The sequence below is a fragment of the Pseudomonas sp. MIL9 genome (genome assembly GCF_016887925.1).
Lineage (GTDB): Bacteria > Pseudomonadota > Gammaproteobacteria > Pseudomonadales > Pseudomonadaceae > Aquipseudomonas > Aquipseudomonas mohnii.
In genome coordinates this window covers 12,558-26,491 of sequence record NZ_JAFEHE010000019.1, presented here as the reverse complement: position 1 = coordinate 26,491, position 13,934 = coordinate 12,558, and the positions used below count along the sequence as shown (strand labels likewise).

At 60.8% G+C, this 13,934-nt stretch carries 15 protein-coding genes; 6 read left to right on the top strand and 9 right to left on the bottom strand.

From position 1 onward, the window contains the following. From JQF37_RS19130 to JQF37_RS19120, 3 genes are all read right to left on the bottom strand, one after another. Positions 1–795 (bottom strand): thiazole synthase, encoded by a 795-nt coding sequence (locus JQF37_RS19130; RefSeq protein WP_103402814.1) that lies wholly within the window; start codon positions 793–795, stop codon positions 1–3. A 60-nt stretch (positions 796–855) separates the two neighbouring features. Next, the gene (gene thiS / locus JQF37_RS19125) at positions 856–1,056 is read right to left on the bottom strand and encodes a sulfur carrier protein ThiS (RefSeq protein ID WP_007953386.1); all 201 of its coding nucleotides are present in this window, start codon (positions 1,054–1,056) and stop codon (positions 856–858) included. 71 nt (positions 1,057–1,127) lie between these two features. After that, positions 1,128–1,508: a DUF423 domain-containing protein gene (locus JQF37_RS19120; protein WP_047534549.1), complete on the bottom strand. Its 381-nt coding sequence runs from the start codon at positions 1,506–1,508 to the stop codon at positions 1,128–1,130. A gap of 74 nt (positions 1,509–1,582) precedes the next feature. Here JQF37_RS19120 and mtgA point away from each other — a divergent pair, with 74 nt between their 5' ends. Then, positions 1,583–2,305, top strand: coding sequence for a monofunctional biosynthetic peptidoglycan transglycosylase (gene mtgA / locus JQF37_RS19115; RefSeq protein ID WP_047534552.1), 723 nt, complete (start codon positions 1,583–1,585; stop codon positions 2,303–2,305). Positions 2,306–2,483: 178 nt separating this feature from the next. On the opposite strand, the gene rpoH is transcribed toward mtgA, so the two are convergent. The 4 genes from rpoH to ftsY all read right to left on the bottom strand — a co-directional run bounded on the left by rpoH (position 2,484) and on the right by ftsY (position 6,536). Then, on the bottom strand, positions 2,484–3,338 hold the full coding sequence (gene rpoH, locus JQF37_RS19110) for an RNA polymerase sigma factor RpoH (protein WP_047534555.1): 855 nt from the start codon (positions 3,336–3,338) through the stop codon (positions 2,484–2,486). Between the two features lie 113 nt (positions 3,339–3,451). Continuing rightward, positions 3,452–4,474: a permease-like cell division protein FtsX gene (gene ftsX / locus JQF37_RS19105; RefSeq protein ID WP_047534558.1), complete on the bottom strand. Its 1,023-nt coding sequence runs from the start codon at positions 4,472–4,474 to the stop codon at positions 3,452–3,454. Next, a complete protein-coding gene (ftsE, locus tag JQF37_RS19100; protein ID WP_003229148.1) occupies positions 4,471–5,142 on the bottom strand; it encodes a cell division ATP-binding protein FtsE in 672 nt (223 codons plus the stop codon). Before ftsE ends, ftsX begins: the two co-directional genes overlap by 4 nt. Next, the gene (gene ftsY, locus JQF37_RS19095; RefSeq protein WP_130206683.1) at positions 5,139–6,536 is read right to left on the bottom strand and encodes a signal recognition particle-docking protein FtsY; all 1,398 of its coding nucleotides are present in this window, start codon (positions 6,534–6,536) and stop codon (positions 5,139–5,141) included. The genes ftsE and ftsY overlap by 4 nt, the downstream gene beginning before the upstream one ends. Positions 6,537–6,880: 344 nt before the next feature. On the opposite strand from ftsY, the gene JQF37_RS19090 reads away from it, so the two are divergent. From JQF37_RS19090 to JQF37_RS19070, 5 genes are all read left to right on the top strand, one after another. Then, positions 6,881–8,236, top strand: a complete 1,356-nt coding sequence (locus tag JQF37_RS19090) for a pitrilysin family protein (protein ID WP_130206685.1) — start codon at positions 6,881–6,883, stop codon at positions 8,234–8,236. Further along, complete coding sequence (locus JQF37_RS19085; protein WP_130206687.1) at positions 8,229–9,719, top strand: pitrilysin family protein; 1,491 nt, start codon at positions 8,229–8,231, stop codon at positions 9,717–9,719. The genes JQF37_RS19090 and JQF37_RS19085 overlap by 8 nt, the downstream gene beginning before the upstream one ends. Beyond that, positions 9,719–10,333 (top strand): 16S rRNA (guanine(966)-N(2))-methyltransferase RsmD, encoded by a 615-nt coding sequence (gene rsmD, locus JQF37_RS19080; protein WP_130206689.1) that lies wholly within the window; start codon positions 9,719–9,721, stop codon positions 10,331–10,333. Before JQF37_RS19085 ends, rsmD begins: the two co-directional genes overlap by 1 nt. A gap of 63 nt (positions 10,334–10,396) precedes the next feature. Continuing rightward, positions 10,397–11,395, top strand: a complete 999-nt coding sequence (locus JQF37_RS19075) for a hydrolase (RefSeq protein WP_130206692.1) — start codon at positions 10,397–10,399, stop codon at positions 11,393–11,395. A 3-nt stretch (positions 11,396–11,398) separates the two neighbouring features. Then, positions 11,399–12,229 (top strand): AraC family transcriptional regulator, encoded by an 831-nt coding sequence (locus tag JQF37_RS19070; RefSeq protein ID WP_130206694.1) that lies wholly within the window; start codon positions 11,399–11,401, stop codon positions 12,227–12,229. A 60-nt stretch (positions 12,230–12,289) separates the two neighbouring features. Here JQF37_RS19070 and JQF37_RS19065 read toward each other — a convergent pair whose 3' ends face one another. Both JQF37_RS19065 and JQF37_RS19060 read right to left on the bottom strand, forming a co-directional pair. Continuing rightward, a complete protein-coding gene (locus tag JQF37_RS19065; protein WP_130206696.1) occupies positions 12,290–13,144 on the bottom strand; it encodes a sulfurtransferase in 855 nt (284 codons plus the stop codon). Positions 13,145–13,194: 50 nt separating this feature from the next. Beyond that, positions 13,195–13,863, bottom strand: coding sequence for a TetR/AcrR family transcriptional regulator (locus JQF37_RS19060; RefSeq protein ID WP_047534581.1), 669 nt, complete (start codon positions 13,861–13,863; stop codon positions 13,195–13,197). Between the last annotated feature and the right edge of the window lie 71 nt (positions 13,864–13,934).

Below are 13,934 nucleotides of genomic sequence, written 5' to 3'. Positions count from 1 at the left end.
TTACTTGATCAGACCATCCAGCGGCGAAGAGGCGCTGGCATAGAGTTTTTTCGGCATGCGGCCAGCGAGGTAAGCCAAACGGCCCGCAACGATGGCGTGTTTCATGGCTTCCGCCATCATGATCGGCTGTTGGGCGTGGGCGATCGCCGAGTTCATCAGCACGGCGTCACAACCCAGCTCCATGGAGATGGTCGCGTCGGAAGCGGTACCGACCCCGGCATCCACCAGCACCGGGATTTTGGCTTCTTCAAGGATGATCTGCAGGTTGTACGGGTTGCAGATCCCCAGGCCCGAACCGATCAGACCGGCCAGCGGCATCACCGCGATGCAGCCGATTTCCGCCAGTTGCCGGGCGATGATCGGGTCGTCACTGGTGTAGACCATCACGTCGAAGCCTTCCTTGACCAGCGATTCGGCGGCCTTGAGGGTTTCGATCACGTTGGGGAACAGGGTTTTCTGGTCCGCCAGCACTTCCAGCTTCACCAGGTTGTGGCCATCGAGCAGCTCACGGGCCAGGCGGCAGGTGCGCACGGCCTCGACTGCGTCGTAGCAACCGGCGGTGTTCGGCAGAAAGGTGTAGCGATCCGGCGACAGGAAATCCAGCAGGTTCGGCTCGCCCTCGTTCTGGCCGAGGTTGGTACGACGCACGGCGAAAGTGACGATCTCGGCACCCGAGGCCTCGATGGCCAGGCGGGTTTCTTCCATGTCACGGTATTTGCCGGTACCCACCAGCAAACGCGACTGGTAAGTACGACCGGCCAGGACGAAAGGCTTGTCGCTACGAACGATGCTCATGGGAAATCCTCTGTAGGAGTGAGGGTCTTGCAGAATTTTCGGCTCATGCAGGCCAGACGGCTAGCCGCCGCCGATGGCATGCACGACTTCGACGTTGTCGCCGTCGTTGAGCGTGGTATCGGCATGCTGACTGCGCGGAACGATATCCAGATTGAGTTCCACCGCCACCCGGCGTCCGGTCAGGTCCAGACGGGTCAGCAGGGCCGCAACGGTTTCACCGTCGGGCAGTTCAAAGGATTCGCCGTTCAACTGAATGCGCATGCCGGATGCCGCCATCATTTTTAGGGGCTGGCATTCTAGCCCGATCGTGACCTAAAGGTCAGCAACAAGCGTCAAGCGGTAAGCTGCAAGCGCCAGGCGGCAAGGCCCAGGCAAAACCAGCCAACCAGGAATGCCAGGCCGCCAAAAGGCGTGATGATGCCAAGCTTGCTGAAGCCGGTCAGGGTCAGCACATACAGGCTGCCGGAGAACAGCAGGATGCCGATGGCAAAGGACGCACCGGCCCAGGTGATCAGCCGACCGGGAATCTGCGTGGCCAGCAGCGCCACACCCAGCAATGCCAGGGTATGCACCAGCTGATAGGTGACGCCAGTGTGGAAAATGGCCAGGTACTCGGCACTCAGGCGATTTTTCAGACCGTGGGCGGCGAACGCGCCAAGGCCGACACCGGTGAAACCGAAAAAAGCGGCCAGCATCAGAAAGCCACGCAGCATGAAGAACTCCAGTCAGACGCAATCAACAGGGTCTGTATAATGGCCCGCTCAACGGGTTCGGCCAAGCCATCTCTATGCTGCGTATATATTTCCGTCGTTTCACGAAGGCCGTGCTCTGGTTCATGGGCGGCAGCGTATTGCTGGTGCTGATCTTTCGCGTAGTGCCGCCACCGGGCACGGCATTGATGGTCGAACGCAAGATTGAATCGTGGTTCAACGGCGAGCCCATTGACCTGCAACGCACCTGGAAGCCCTGGGATGAAATCTCGGACGACCTGAAAGTCGCGGTAATCGCCGGGGAAGATCAGAAATTCCCGGAGCACTGGGGCTTTGACTTCGGGGCGATCCAGGCCGCACTGGCCCATAACGAGCTCGGCGGCACGGTTCGCGGCGCCAGCACCCTGAGCCAGCAGGTTTCGAAAAACCTGTTCCTGTGGTCAGGTCGCAGCTGGTTGCGCAAAGGCCTGGAGGCCTGGTTTACCGGACTGATCGAAGTGTTCTGGCCCAAGCAGCGGATTCTTGAGGTGTATCTCAACAGCGTCGAGTGGGATGACGGGGTATTTGGTGCCGAGGCCGCTGCACGACATCACTTTGGCATCAGCGCGAAAAACCTCAGCCGCCAGCAATCGAGTCTATTGGCCGCTGTGCTGCCAAACCCGCGCGTGTGGAGCGCCAGCCATCCGACTTCGTACGTTTCGCGGCGTGCGGGGTGGATACGGCAGCAGATGAGCCAGTTGGGGGGGGACAGTTATTTGATTGGACTGAACGATTCCCGCCGGGCGCCGTGGTCTCAGTAACACTGCGTATCCCCTGTGGGAGTGAGCCTGCTTGCGATGAGATCATCACATTAAACATTGATGTCGTCTGATTCGACGCCATCGCGAGCAGACTCGCTCCCACATTGGGGATGTGTGAGGCCAGAAACAAAAACGCCCCGATCAATGATCGGGGCGTTTTTTATTGCCTGCTTGCCGGTTACGCGGCAATCGACAACTTGAGTTTGTTCATCGCGCTCTTCTCGAGCTGACGAATACGCTCGGCCGATACGTTGTACTTCTGCGCCAGATCGTGCAGCGTGGCTTTTTCTTCTGCCAGCCAACGCTGATAGAGGATGTCCCGGCTGCGGTCGTCCAGCACTTCCAGCGCTTCGTGCAGATTGTGATTGGAGTTGTCGCTCCAGTCGGCATCTTCCAGTTGACGGGCCGGGTCGTACCGGTGGTCTTCCAGGTAGTTGGCCGGCGACTGGAAAGCACTGTCGTCGTCAGCTTCGGCAGCCGGGTCGAAGGCCATGTCATGGCCGGTCAGGCGACTTTCCATCTCGCGCACTTCCCGCGGCTCTACGCCGAGGCTTTCCGCCACGCGATGGACTTCCTCGTTGTTCAACCAGGCCAGGCGTTTCTTCTGACTGCGCAGGTTGAAGAACAGCTTGCGCTGGGCCTTGGTGGTCGCGACCTTCACGATCCGCCAGTTGCGCAGGATGAATTCGTGGATTTCCGCCTTGATCCAGTGCACGGCAAAGGACACCAGGCGCACGCCCATTTCCGGGTTGAAGCGCTTCACGGCCTTCATCAGGCCGACGTTACCTTCCTGGATCAGGTCAGCCTGAGCCAGACCGTAGCCGGAATAGCTACGGGCGATATGAACGACAAAACGCAGGTGGGCGAGCACCATCTGCCGAGCCGCCTCAAGATCCTGCTCATAGTAGAGACTCTCGGCCAGTTCACGCTCCTGCTCCGGCGTCAGCAACGGAATGCTGTTCACCGTGTGCACATAGGCCTCCAGGTTCGCACCCGGGACCAGAGCATATGCAGGTTGCAAAGAATTGGTCATACGAAAAAACCTCCGACTTACATAACTCGTGCAGTTAAGCACTGCGAAAATTGACCAGAAACCGTAGAACAAGTTCCCATAAACGCTGAAAGGTCAATACGAGCAAAATGATACTACTTAGGCGCAAGCTCCCTCAGGTGGCGTGCGACCGCAATCCATGCACCGATATACCCCAACAGCACAGCGCCAAGCAAGAGCGACAGACCGTCGGCAACCGGCACTCCGGCCAGCGCGAAATTACTGCCGTACAAACCGGCCAGTCCGACTACCGCGTCATTCAGCCAGTCAAGGCCAAACGCCAATACGCCCCAGGAAAAAATCCCCGCACCGAAACCATAAAGCGCGCCCATATAAAGAAAGGGCCTGCGCACATAGCTGTCAGTGCCGCCGACCAGTTTAATCACTTCTATCTCTGTGCGGCGGTTTTCAATATGAAGACGAATGGTATTGCCTATCACCAAAAGTAATGCAGAAACCAGAAGCACGGTCAGACCGAAGACAAAACGGTCGCCCAGCTTGAGAATGGCTGCCAGACGCTCCACCCAGACTAAATCAAGCTGCGCCTGCTGTACCTTCGGCAGATCGGAAAGTTTTTGTCTTAATGCTTCAAGTGTCGGCTTATCGACTTCTTTCGGCGTCACCAGGACCACGCCGGGTAGCGGGTTTTCCGGCAACTCCTTGAGGGCGTCGCCCAGGCCGGACTGCTGTTGGAACTCTTCCAGCGCCTGATCCCGGCCTACATATTCGGCATCGGCCACGCCCGGCATGCCCTTGATCTGCGCGCGTAGCGCCTCGCCCTCAGCCGGGCTGGCCTCGAGCTGCAAGTACAGCGAAATCTGCGCAGCACGCTGCCAGGAACCACCCAGACGTTCAACGTTACTTAGCAAAAGTGACAGGCCCATGGGCAAACTCAGGGCCACCGCCATCACCATGCAGGTGAAAAAGCTGCCGATGGGCTGCTTACCCAGTCGGCGCAGGCTGTCCAGCAGGCTGGCGCGATGGCTTTCGATCCAGGCGCGAAACAGCGTCGCAAAGTCCGGGCCATCATCGTCGTCGCCTTTTTTCTTGGTCGGTTGCGGATCGGCGGCCTTCGGCGCCACGCGTTCTGAAACCTTCGGACTGCGAGTTGCACTCATACGCCGGCCTCCCCGTCGCCGATCAATCGACCGCGTTGCAGGGTCAGCATGCGGTGGCGCATGCGCGCGATCAGTGCCAGGTCGTGACTGGCGATCAATACGCTGGTGCCCAAACGGTTGATGTCTTCGAACACGCCCATGATTTCCGCCGCCAGCCGCGGGTCGAGGTTACCGGTCGGTTCGTCCGCCAGCAGCAAAGCCGGACGGTGAACGATGGCGCGGGCAATGCCGACGCGTTGTTGCTGGCCGGTGGAGAGGTCGCCGGGGTACAGATCGGTCTTGTCCGACAGCGCCACGCGCTCCAGGGCCGAATCCACACGCTTGGCGATTTCCGCCTTGGACAGGCCAAGAATCTGCAACGGCAGCGCGACGTTGTTGAACACCGTGCGATCAAACAACAGTTGATGGTTCTGGAACACCACGCCGATCTGCCGGCGCAGGAATGGAATCTGTGCGTTGCTGATGGTGCTCAGGTCTTGCCCGGCCAGCAGCAACTTGCCGCTGGTGGGTCGCTCCATGGCCAGCAGCAGGCGCAACAACGTACTTTTACCGGCACCGGAATGACCGGTTACAAACAAAAATTCACCGCGACGCACTCGAAAGCTCAGCTCATGCAAGCCGACGTGACCGTTCGGGTAGCGTTTACCGACCTGTTCGAAACGAATCATGAACGCTCCCGCTCGGCAAACAGCGCCTGGACAAAGGGTTCAGCTTCAAAAGTGCGCAAATCGTCGATGCCTTCACCGACACCGATGTAGCGGATCGGCAGACCGAACTGCTTGGCCAGGGCAAAAATCACCCCACCCTTGGCGGTTCCGTCGAGTTTGGTCAGTGCCAAGCCAGTCAGCTCGACGGTCTGGTTGAACTGCTTGGCCTGGTTGATGGCGTTCTGGCCGGTGCCGGCGTCGAGCACCAGCAACACTTCGTGCGGTGCATCGGCGTCGAGCTTGCCGATCACCCGGCGAACTTTTTTCAGCTCTTCCATCAGGTTGTCTTTGGTGTGCAGACGACCGGCCGTGTCGGCGATCAACACATCAATGCCACGGGCCTTGGCGGCCTGCACGGCGTCGAAGATCACCGAAGCCGAGTCGGCGCCGGTGTGCTGGGCAATCACCGGGATCTTGTTGCGCTCACCCCAGACCTGCAATTGCTCGACCGCTGCGGCACGGAAGGTGTCACCGGCAGCGAGCATGACTTTCTTGCCTTCCAGCTGCAGTTTCTTCGCCAGCTTGCCGATGGTGGTGGTCTTGCCGGCACCGTTGACGCCAACGACCAGAATCACGAACGGCTTGTTTTGCGAGGTGATTTTCAGCGGTTGCTCGACGGGCTTGAGCATGGCCGCCAGTTCGGCTTGCAGGGACTTGTACAAGGCATCGGAATCAGCCAGCTCCTTGCGCGCGACCTTCTGGGTCAAGCGCTGAATGATCACCGAAGTGGCTTCGACCCCGACGTCGGCGGTCAGCAGACGGGTTTCGAGATCATCGAGCAGCTCATCGTCGATGGCTTTCTTGCCCAGAAACAGGCTGGCCATGCCTTCGCCGATGCTGGCGCTGGTCTTGGACAGGCCTTGCTTGAGGCGGGCGAAGAAACCGGCCTTGGTTTCTTCGGTGCGGACTGGCTCGACCGGCACGACGGCAGGTGCAGGCTCTGGCGCTTTGACAACCGGCGCGGCAACCACCGGCTCAATCACTGGCGCCCGAACCGGCTCTTGCGCCACTGGCGTGTGCACAGGAATCGGCGGCGTCACATGGGGCGCCTGCTCATCTTCGACCAAGGCCACCGGCTCTTCCGCCACCGGCAACGTCAGCCAGGGCTGAGCGACCGGGGCCTGTGGCAATTCGGTCGGGGCTTCGTCAACAGGCGCGGCAACCGGTTGCAGCACCGGCTCGGCGATGGGCACCACAACGGGCGCAGTCTCTGCTTCTGGCGCTGGCGTTGGTTCAGGAATTGGCTGTGGCTGTTCGACGGCGGGTTCCTGCGGCTTTTTGCGCAGCCATCCGAACAGGCTTTTCTTTTCGCCAGCCGCAGCTGGGGTCTTCTTGTCGTCGTTGGAACCAAACATGGGGGACGGCTATCTCACGGTAGCGACGCGCCAACGGGCGCCCCGGCAAATAAATATTCGATGCAGAACAGACTGCGATTGACCCAGCTTGTTCACGCGCAACATTTTGTCGAGGTGCTCATCGGCACCTCAAGAAATCGACTTCTCATAGGACTAAAGCAGCAAAATCGGCGAAAAAGCGGAATTCAGTTGATAAATATCCACCTTCCGTCGTAAACCCAATCAACCTGATCAAGCATAAAGGCCTGATAGGCGTGGCCGCCGCTAAAACGGATCAGTATCCTAGCACCTCCTCGCCCGCCTAGGCTAAGACCAAGCGGACAGCCCCAAAGGTTTAAAAACGAATGAATGCTCTAGCCCGCCGCGCTGCTGGCCTGCTGCTCAGCACAGTTTGCCTGCCCCTTTCGGCCCTGGCCGCCGACCCGCAACCCACCCACGAATTCACCCTCGACAATGGTCTGAAGGTCGTCGTGCGCGAAGATCATCGCGCGCCGGTGGTGGTTTCACAGGTCTGGTACAAGGTCGGCTCCAGCTACGAGACTCCGGGTCAGACCGGGTTGTCCCACGCCCTGGAACACATGATGTTCAAGGGCAGCGAGAAAGTCGGTCCCGGCGAAGCCTCACTGATCCTGCGTGACCTCGGCGCCGAGGAGAACGCCTTCACCAGCGACGACTTCACCGCTTATTACCAGGTACTGGCCCGCGATCGCCTGGGCGTGGCCTTCGAACTGGAAGCCGACCGCATGGCCAGCCTGCGTCTGCCGCCCGATGAGTTCGCCCGGGAAATCGAAGTCATTAAAGAAGAACGTCGCCTGCGCACCGACGACAAACCGATGTCCAAGGCCTACGAGCGCTTCAAGGCCATGGCTTACCCGGCCAGCGGCTATCACACGCCCACCATCGGCTGGATGGCGGATCTGGACCGCATGAAGGTCCAAGAGCTGCGCCACTGGTATGAGTCCTGGTACGTGCCGAACAACGCCACGCTGGTAGTGGTCGGCGATGTGACCCCGGATGAAGTCAAAGCCCTGGCCCAGCGTTACTTCGGCCCGATCGCCAAACGCGACGTGCCGCCGGCGAAGATTCCGCTGGAACTGGCCGAGCCCGGCGAGCGCCAGATCACCCTGCACGTGAAGACCCAACTGCCCAGCCTGATGCTGGCATTCAACGTACCGAGCATTGCCACCGCCGAAGACAAACGCTCGGTGAATGCCTTGCGCCTGATTTCCGCCCTGCTCGACGGTGGCTATAGCGCACGCATCCCGACCCAACTGGAGCGTGGCGAAGAGCTGGTGTCCGGCGCTTCGTCGAGCTACGACGCCTACACCCGTGGCGACAGTCTGTTCACGCTGTCGGCAACCCCCAACAGCCAGAAAAACAAAACCATCGAGCAGGCGGAAGCCGGTTTGTGGAAGCTGCTCGAACAGTTGAAAACCACCGCGCCGTCCAGCGAAGAACTCGAGCGCGTGCGGGCACAGGTCATCGCCGGCCTGGTTTACGAGCGTGACTCGATCACCAGTCAGGCTACCGCCATCGGCCAACTCGAAACCGTCGGCCTGTCCTGGAAATTGATGGACACCGAACTCGCCGAACTGGAAAGCGTGACCCCGCAAGACATCCAGAAAGCCGCCAAGCTGTATTTCACCCGCGAACGTCTCAGCGTCGCCCATGTTCTGCCAGAGGAGACGACTCATGAGTGAGCGTAAAAAATCGCGCCGGGCCCTGCTGGGCCTGATCGCTGCCATGTTGATCGGCTCTGCCGCGTTCTATTTCGCCAAGACTGATGATTCCATTGCCAGTGAGGCGCTGGATAAAGCCAAGGCCAGCCAGAAACTGCAATCGCTGACCGAGCTCAACGGCAAGGCGCCGAGCCATCGCAAACTCGATGTCCAGAGCTGGAACACCGCCGAAGGCGCCAAAGTGTTGTTTGTCGAGGCCCGTGAGCTGCCGATGTTCGACATGCGCCTGATCTTTGCCGCCGGCAGCAGCCAGGATGGCGATGCCCCCGGTCTGGCCACGCTGACCAACGCCATGCTCAACGAAGGCGTCGCCGGCAAAGACGTCAGCGCGATTGCCCAGGGTTTCGAAGGCCTGGGCGCCGATTTCGGCAACGGGGCCTACAAAGACATGGCGGTCGCCTCCCTGCGCAGCCTCAGCGCCGCAGACAAACGCGAGCCGGCCCTGAAGCTATTCGCTGAAGTCGTTGGCAAGCCGACGTTCCCCGCTGATTCCTTTACCCGCATCAAGAACCAGTTGCTCGCCGGTTTCGAATACCAGAAACAGAACCCCGGCAAACTGGCCAGCGTCGAATTGATGAATCGCCTGTATGGCGATCACCCGTACGCGCACTCCAGCGACGGCACGGCGAACACCATTCCGGCCATCACCCTGGAGCAACTGCGCGCGTTCCACCAGAAAGCCTATGCCGCCGGGAACGTAGTGATCGCACTGGTGGGCGATTTGTCCCGCACTGAAGCCGAAGCCATTGCGGCACAGGTTTCCGCGGCCCTGCCCAAAGGCCCGGCTTTGCCGAAAATCGCGCAACCGGCCGAACCCAAGGCCAGCGTCGGCCACATCGAGTTTCCGTCCAAGCAGACCAACCTGATGATCGCGCAACTGGGCATCGACCGTGACGATCCGGACTACGCGGCCCTGTCCATGGGTAACCAGATCCTCGGCGGTGGCGGTTTCGGCACTCGCCTGATGAGCGAAGTCCGCGAGAAGCGTGGCCTGTCTTACGGCGTGTATTCGGGCTTCACCCCGATGCAGGCGCGCGGCCCGTTCATGATCAACCTGCAGACCCGCGCCGAGATGAGCGAAGGCACCCTGAAGCTGGTGCAGGACGTGCTGGCCGATTACCTTAAAACCGGCCCGACCGAAAAAGAACTCGACGACGCCAAGCGCGAACTGTCCGGCAGCTTCCCGCTGTCGACCGCCAGCAACGCGGACATTGTCGGCCAACTGGGCGCCATCGGCTTCTATAACCTGCCGCTGAGTCATCTGGAGGACTTCATGCAACAGTCGCAGAACCTGACTGTCGAGCAAGTCCGCGCCGCATTGAACAAACACCTGAGCACGGACAAAATGGTCATCGTCAGCGCTGGCCCGACCGTGCCACAAAAGCCGTTACCGGCCCCTACTGATAAACCTGCCGAGCAACCGCTCGGGGTTCCGGAGCATTAATGGCCACTTCCCGTCCTAAAAAACCGGTTCACAACGTGCATAACGGCGTGAACCAACTGCGCATCATCGGCGGCGAATGGCGCAGCCGAAAGCTGAGCTTCCCTGACGCTCCGGGCCTGCGCCCGACGCCGGACCGGGTGCGCGAAACCCTGTTCAACTGGCTGGCACCCTACGTCCCTGGCGCCAAGGTGCTCGACCCGTTCACCGGCAGTGGCGCGCTGTTTCTCGAAGCCTTGTCCCGTGGCGCAGCCATGGGCCAGGCGCTGGACGCCAGCAGCCTCGCGGTGTCCAGCCTCAAGGAGCATCTGGGTACGCTGCGCTGCACCACCGGCCAGGTACAGACCGCCGATGCCCTGCGCTACCTGGAAACCCAGCCAGCGGTTGCCTACGACCTGGTATTCCTCGACCCGCCGTTCAACCAGAACCTGTTGCCCGCCGTTTGCACGCTGCTTGAAGAGCGTCAGTGGCTGGCAGACGACGCCTGGGTCTATACCGAAAGCGAAAGCGCACCCTCGACCCTGGGCCTGCCAGGCAACTGGCGCCTGCACCGGGAGCAAAAGTCCGGGCGGGTCTATTATTCGTTGTGGCAACGTATGGCAGAGATTGCCGGCTAATCGATCGGCCTGAACAAGGTGCGTGCCTCCTTCAAGGCACGCGCCGCTGCTTCGAGAACAATCGTGTCCCATCCGTCAGAACGCTTCATCCCTGCCTTCGGCCTCGGCAACCCGCACTTGCAAACCTTGTGGGGACCGCTGTGGCGCAAAACCACACACATCGAGCGCGAGCGTGAACGCCTGTGGCTCGAGGATGGCGACTTCCTCGACCTCGACTGGCACGGCCCGCACAGCGTCGACGCCCCCCTGGTACTGGTGTTGCACGGACTGACCGGTTCGTCGAATTCGCCTTACGTGGCCGGGATTCAAAAAGCGCTGGGCGACCGGGGCTGGGCCAGCGTCGCGCTGAACTGGCGCGGCTGCTCTGGCGAACCCAACCTGCTGCCGCGCAGCTACCATTCCGGTGCCAGTGAAGACCTCGCCGAAACCATCAGGCATCTGCGGGCCAAACGCCCTCTCGCTCCGCTGTATGCCGTCGGTTATTCCCTGGGCGGCAATGTGTTGCTCAAGCATCTGGGCGAAACCGGTAGCGCCAGCGGCCTGCTCGGCGCGGTGGCGGTGTCGGTGCCGTTTCGCCTGGACCAGTGCGCCGACCGCATCGGCCAGGGTTTTTCCAAGGTTTATCAGGCGCACTTCATGCGCGAAATGCTGGCCTACATCAAGAACAAGCAGCGGCAGTTCCAGCACGACGGGCGCGAGGATGGCCTGGCAGCGCTCGCCGCGCTGGGCTCGCTGGAAAACATGCGCACATTCTGGGATTTCGATGGCCGGGTGACCGCACCGCTCAATGGCTTCACCGATGCCGAGGACTACTATCGCCGTGCATCGAGCCGCTACTTCCTGGGCGAAATCCGCACGCCAACCTTGCTCATTCAGGCAGCCGATGACCCCTTCGTGTTTTCCCACAGCCTGCCCCAGGCACAAGAGTTATCGGCCTGCACGCAATTCGAGTTGCAGGCCAAGGGTGGGCACGTCGGATTTGTCGACGGTTCGTTCCGGCAACCGGGGTACTACCTGGAACGGCGTATCCCACAGTGGCTGGCCACCCTGGCTCGCGAGTAGACCGTGAATAACCCTCAGGGCGAATCCATCCACTTCTGGCAGACCGCGCCACTGGCCGGGGTCGAGTTGTTGTCTGCGCGATACATCGAACACCGTTTCGCCCCTCATGTGCACGACGGCTACGTGATCGGCATGATCATGGCGGGCGCCCAGCGCTACCGGTATCGCGGCACCGAACATCTGGCAGGCAGCGGTACGCTGGTATTGATCAACCCGGACGAACTGCACACGGGCCACAAGGGTACGGAGGACGGCTGGCTGTACCGGGCGTTTTATCCCGATAGCGGGCAGATCCTGTCGCTGCTGGCCGAACTCGAATTGCCCACCCGTCACCTGCCGGCGTTCGGCGCCACGCTGTACCGCGATCCGGATCTGGTGAATGGCTTCTGCCAATTGCACCGCTTGCTGGAAAGCCCATCCACCGCACTGCAACAACAGACCGCCTGGCGTGAACTGATGCTTTCATTGCTGCAGCGTCACGCAGCGGTTCCGGATGCCGGAAAACCGGGCAAGGAACACCGGGCGGTGACATTGGCCAAGGACTTGCTGCAAACGCAATTGGCGGCACCGCCCTCGCTGGAAGAACTGGCTGCGGCGGTGAACCTGTCGCCCTTTCACTTTGCCCGGGTGTTCCGCCGCGCCACCGGCATGCCGCCGCACACATGGCTGATGCAACAACGCATCGCCCGGGCACGGGCACTGTTGCAGGACGGTTGTTTGCCGCTGGAAGTCGCGACGCAATTGGGGTTTGCCGACCAGAGTCATCTGAGTCGGCAATTCAAGCAGGTGTATGGGGTGGGGCCAGGGGCGTATCGCAGTGCGCGCCTGTCTTGAAATCTGAAATTCACCCTGCCCCTGTGGGAGCGAGCTCTCTCCCACAAGGATTTGCGATGACTATTCGCCTTTGGCGACGCCGCGATCAGGCTCGTTGATCCACTCGCTCCACGACCCGGCATACAACGAGCCCAATGGATAACCCGCCAGGCACAGCGCAAACAGGTTGTGGCAAGCCGTCACACCGGACCCGCAATACGCCACCAGCTCCGTCGGCGAACGGTCTTGCAGCTTCGCCGCAAAACGCTGCTTGAGCTGATCGGCCGGCAGGAAACGCCCATCGCTGCCCAGGTTGTCGGTGAACGCCGCACACTGCGCGCCGGGGATGTGCCCGGCAATCGGATCGATCGGCTCCACTTCGCCCTTGAAGCGCGGCAAGGCGCGGGCATCGAGCAAGGTCAGCGCGGGTTGGCCCAGGCGTTTGTGCAGCTGTTCAGCGCTGAGCAATAGTGAGGCGTCAGGGCTCCCGGCAAAGGTGCCGCGAGTGACGGACGGCGCATCCAGACTCAACGGCAACCCTGCGGCGTGCCAGGCTTTGAGCCCACCATCGAGGATTAACACACCCTCACGCTTGCCCAGCCACGCCAGCAGCCACCAGGCCCGCGCCGCATAGGCACCCGGACCGTCGTCATACAAAACCACTTCGCTGGCGGCATTGATGCCCCAGGCTTGCAGACGCTCGATCAGGGCGGCCGGCTCAGGCAATGGATGACGCCCGGTCACACCCTTGACCACTTTGCCGCTGAGATCGCGCTCGAGATCGGCGAAGCTCGACCCGGCAATGTGTCCTTCGGCATAGCTACGCTGACCGTAATCCGGGTCTTCGAGGGCAAAACGACAATCCAGAATCACCAACCCCGGCTGGTCCTTCTTCAGGTCCAGCGCTTGCGGGCTGATCAGTTGCGCAATGGGCATAACGGGCTCCTGTGAGGTTGTCGAATGACGATCCTACTGCACTTTGCGCTTCACAGCTCTTCCAGCGCCTGGGCCAACGGCACATAAAACTCCTCGAACAAGGCGTTGACCGCATCACGCGCCTGATCCGTGACGAAGCCGGCCTCCAGCACCAGCACTTGATAGACCCCGCGCTTGATCGCTTGCTCGCTCAGGTGACTGGAGTTTTCCCGCGTGGTGCACAGAAAGCGCACCCAGGACGTGAGGATGATCCAGGCATTGAGGGTCAGGGATTCGATCTGCACCCGATCCATCTTCAGGATGCCCGCCTCGACGAAGCCTTCGTAGATGTGCGTGCCCTGGATCAGGCAGCGCTGGGAAAAGCGCCGATAGCGCCCGGCCAGGTCTGCATCGCTGTCGAGCAAGTGTTCGAGGTCGCGATGCAAAAACCGGTAGCGCCACATCGCCGACAGCAGCTCCTTGAGGTAGAAGCGCTTGTCTTCCACCGTGGCGGCGCGGCCCTGGGGCGGGCGCAGGAAACTGTCCACCAGGCTTTCGTACTCACTGAACAGCACGGCGATGATCGCCTGCTTGTTGGGGAAGTGGTAGTACAGGTTGCCCGGAGAAATCTCCATGTGAGCAGCGATGTGATTGGTGCTGATGCTGCGCTCGCCCTGTTGATTGAACAGCTCCAGGCTGTTCTGCACGATGCGCTCGCTGGTTTTGATCCTTGGGGCCATGGCTTGAGCTTTAATTCAGAGTGCGTTGACGAGCATCTTACGACCTAACCGGACAGGGATAAAACAAAGCT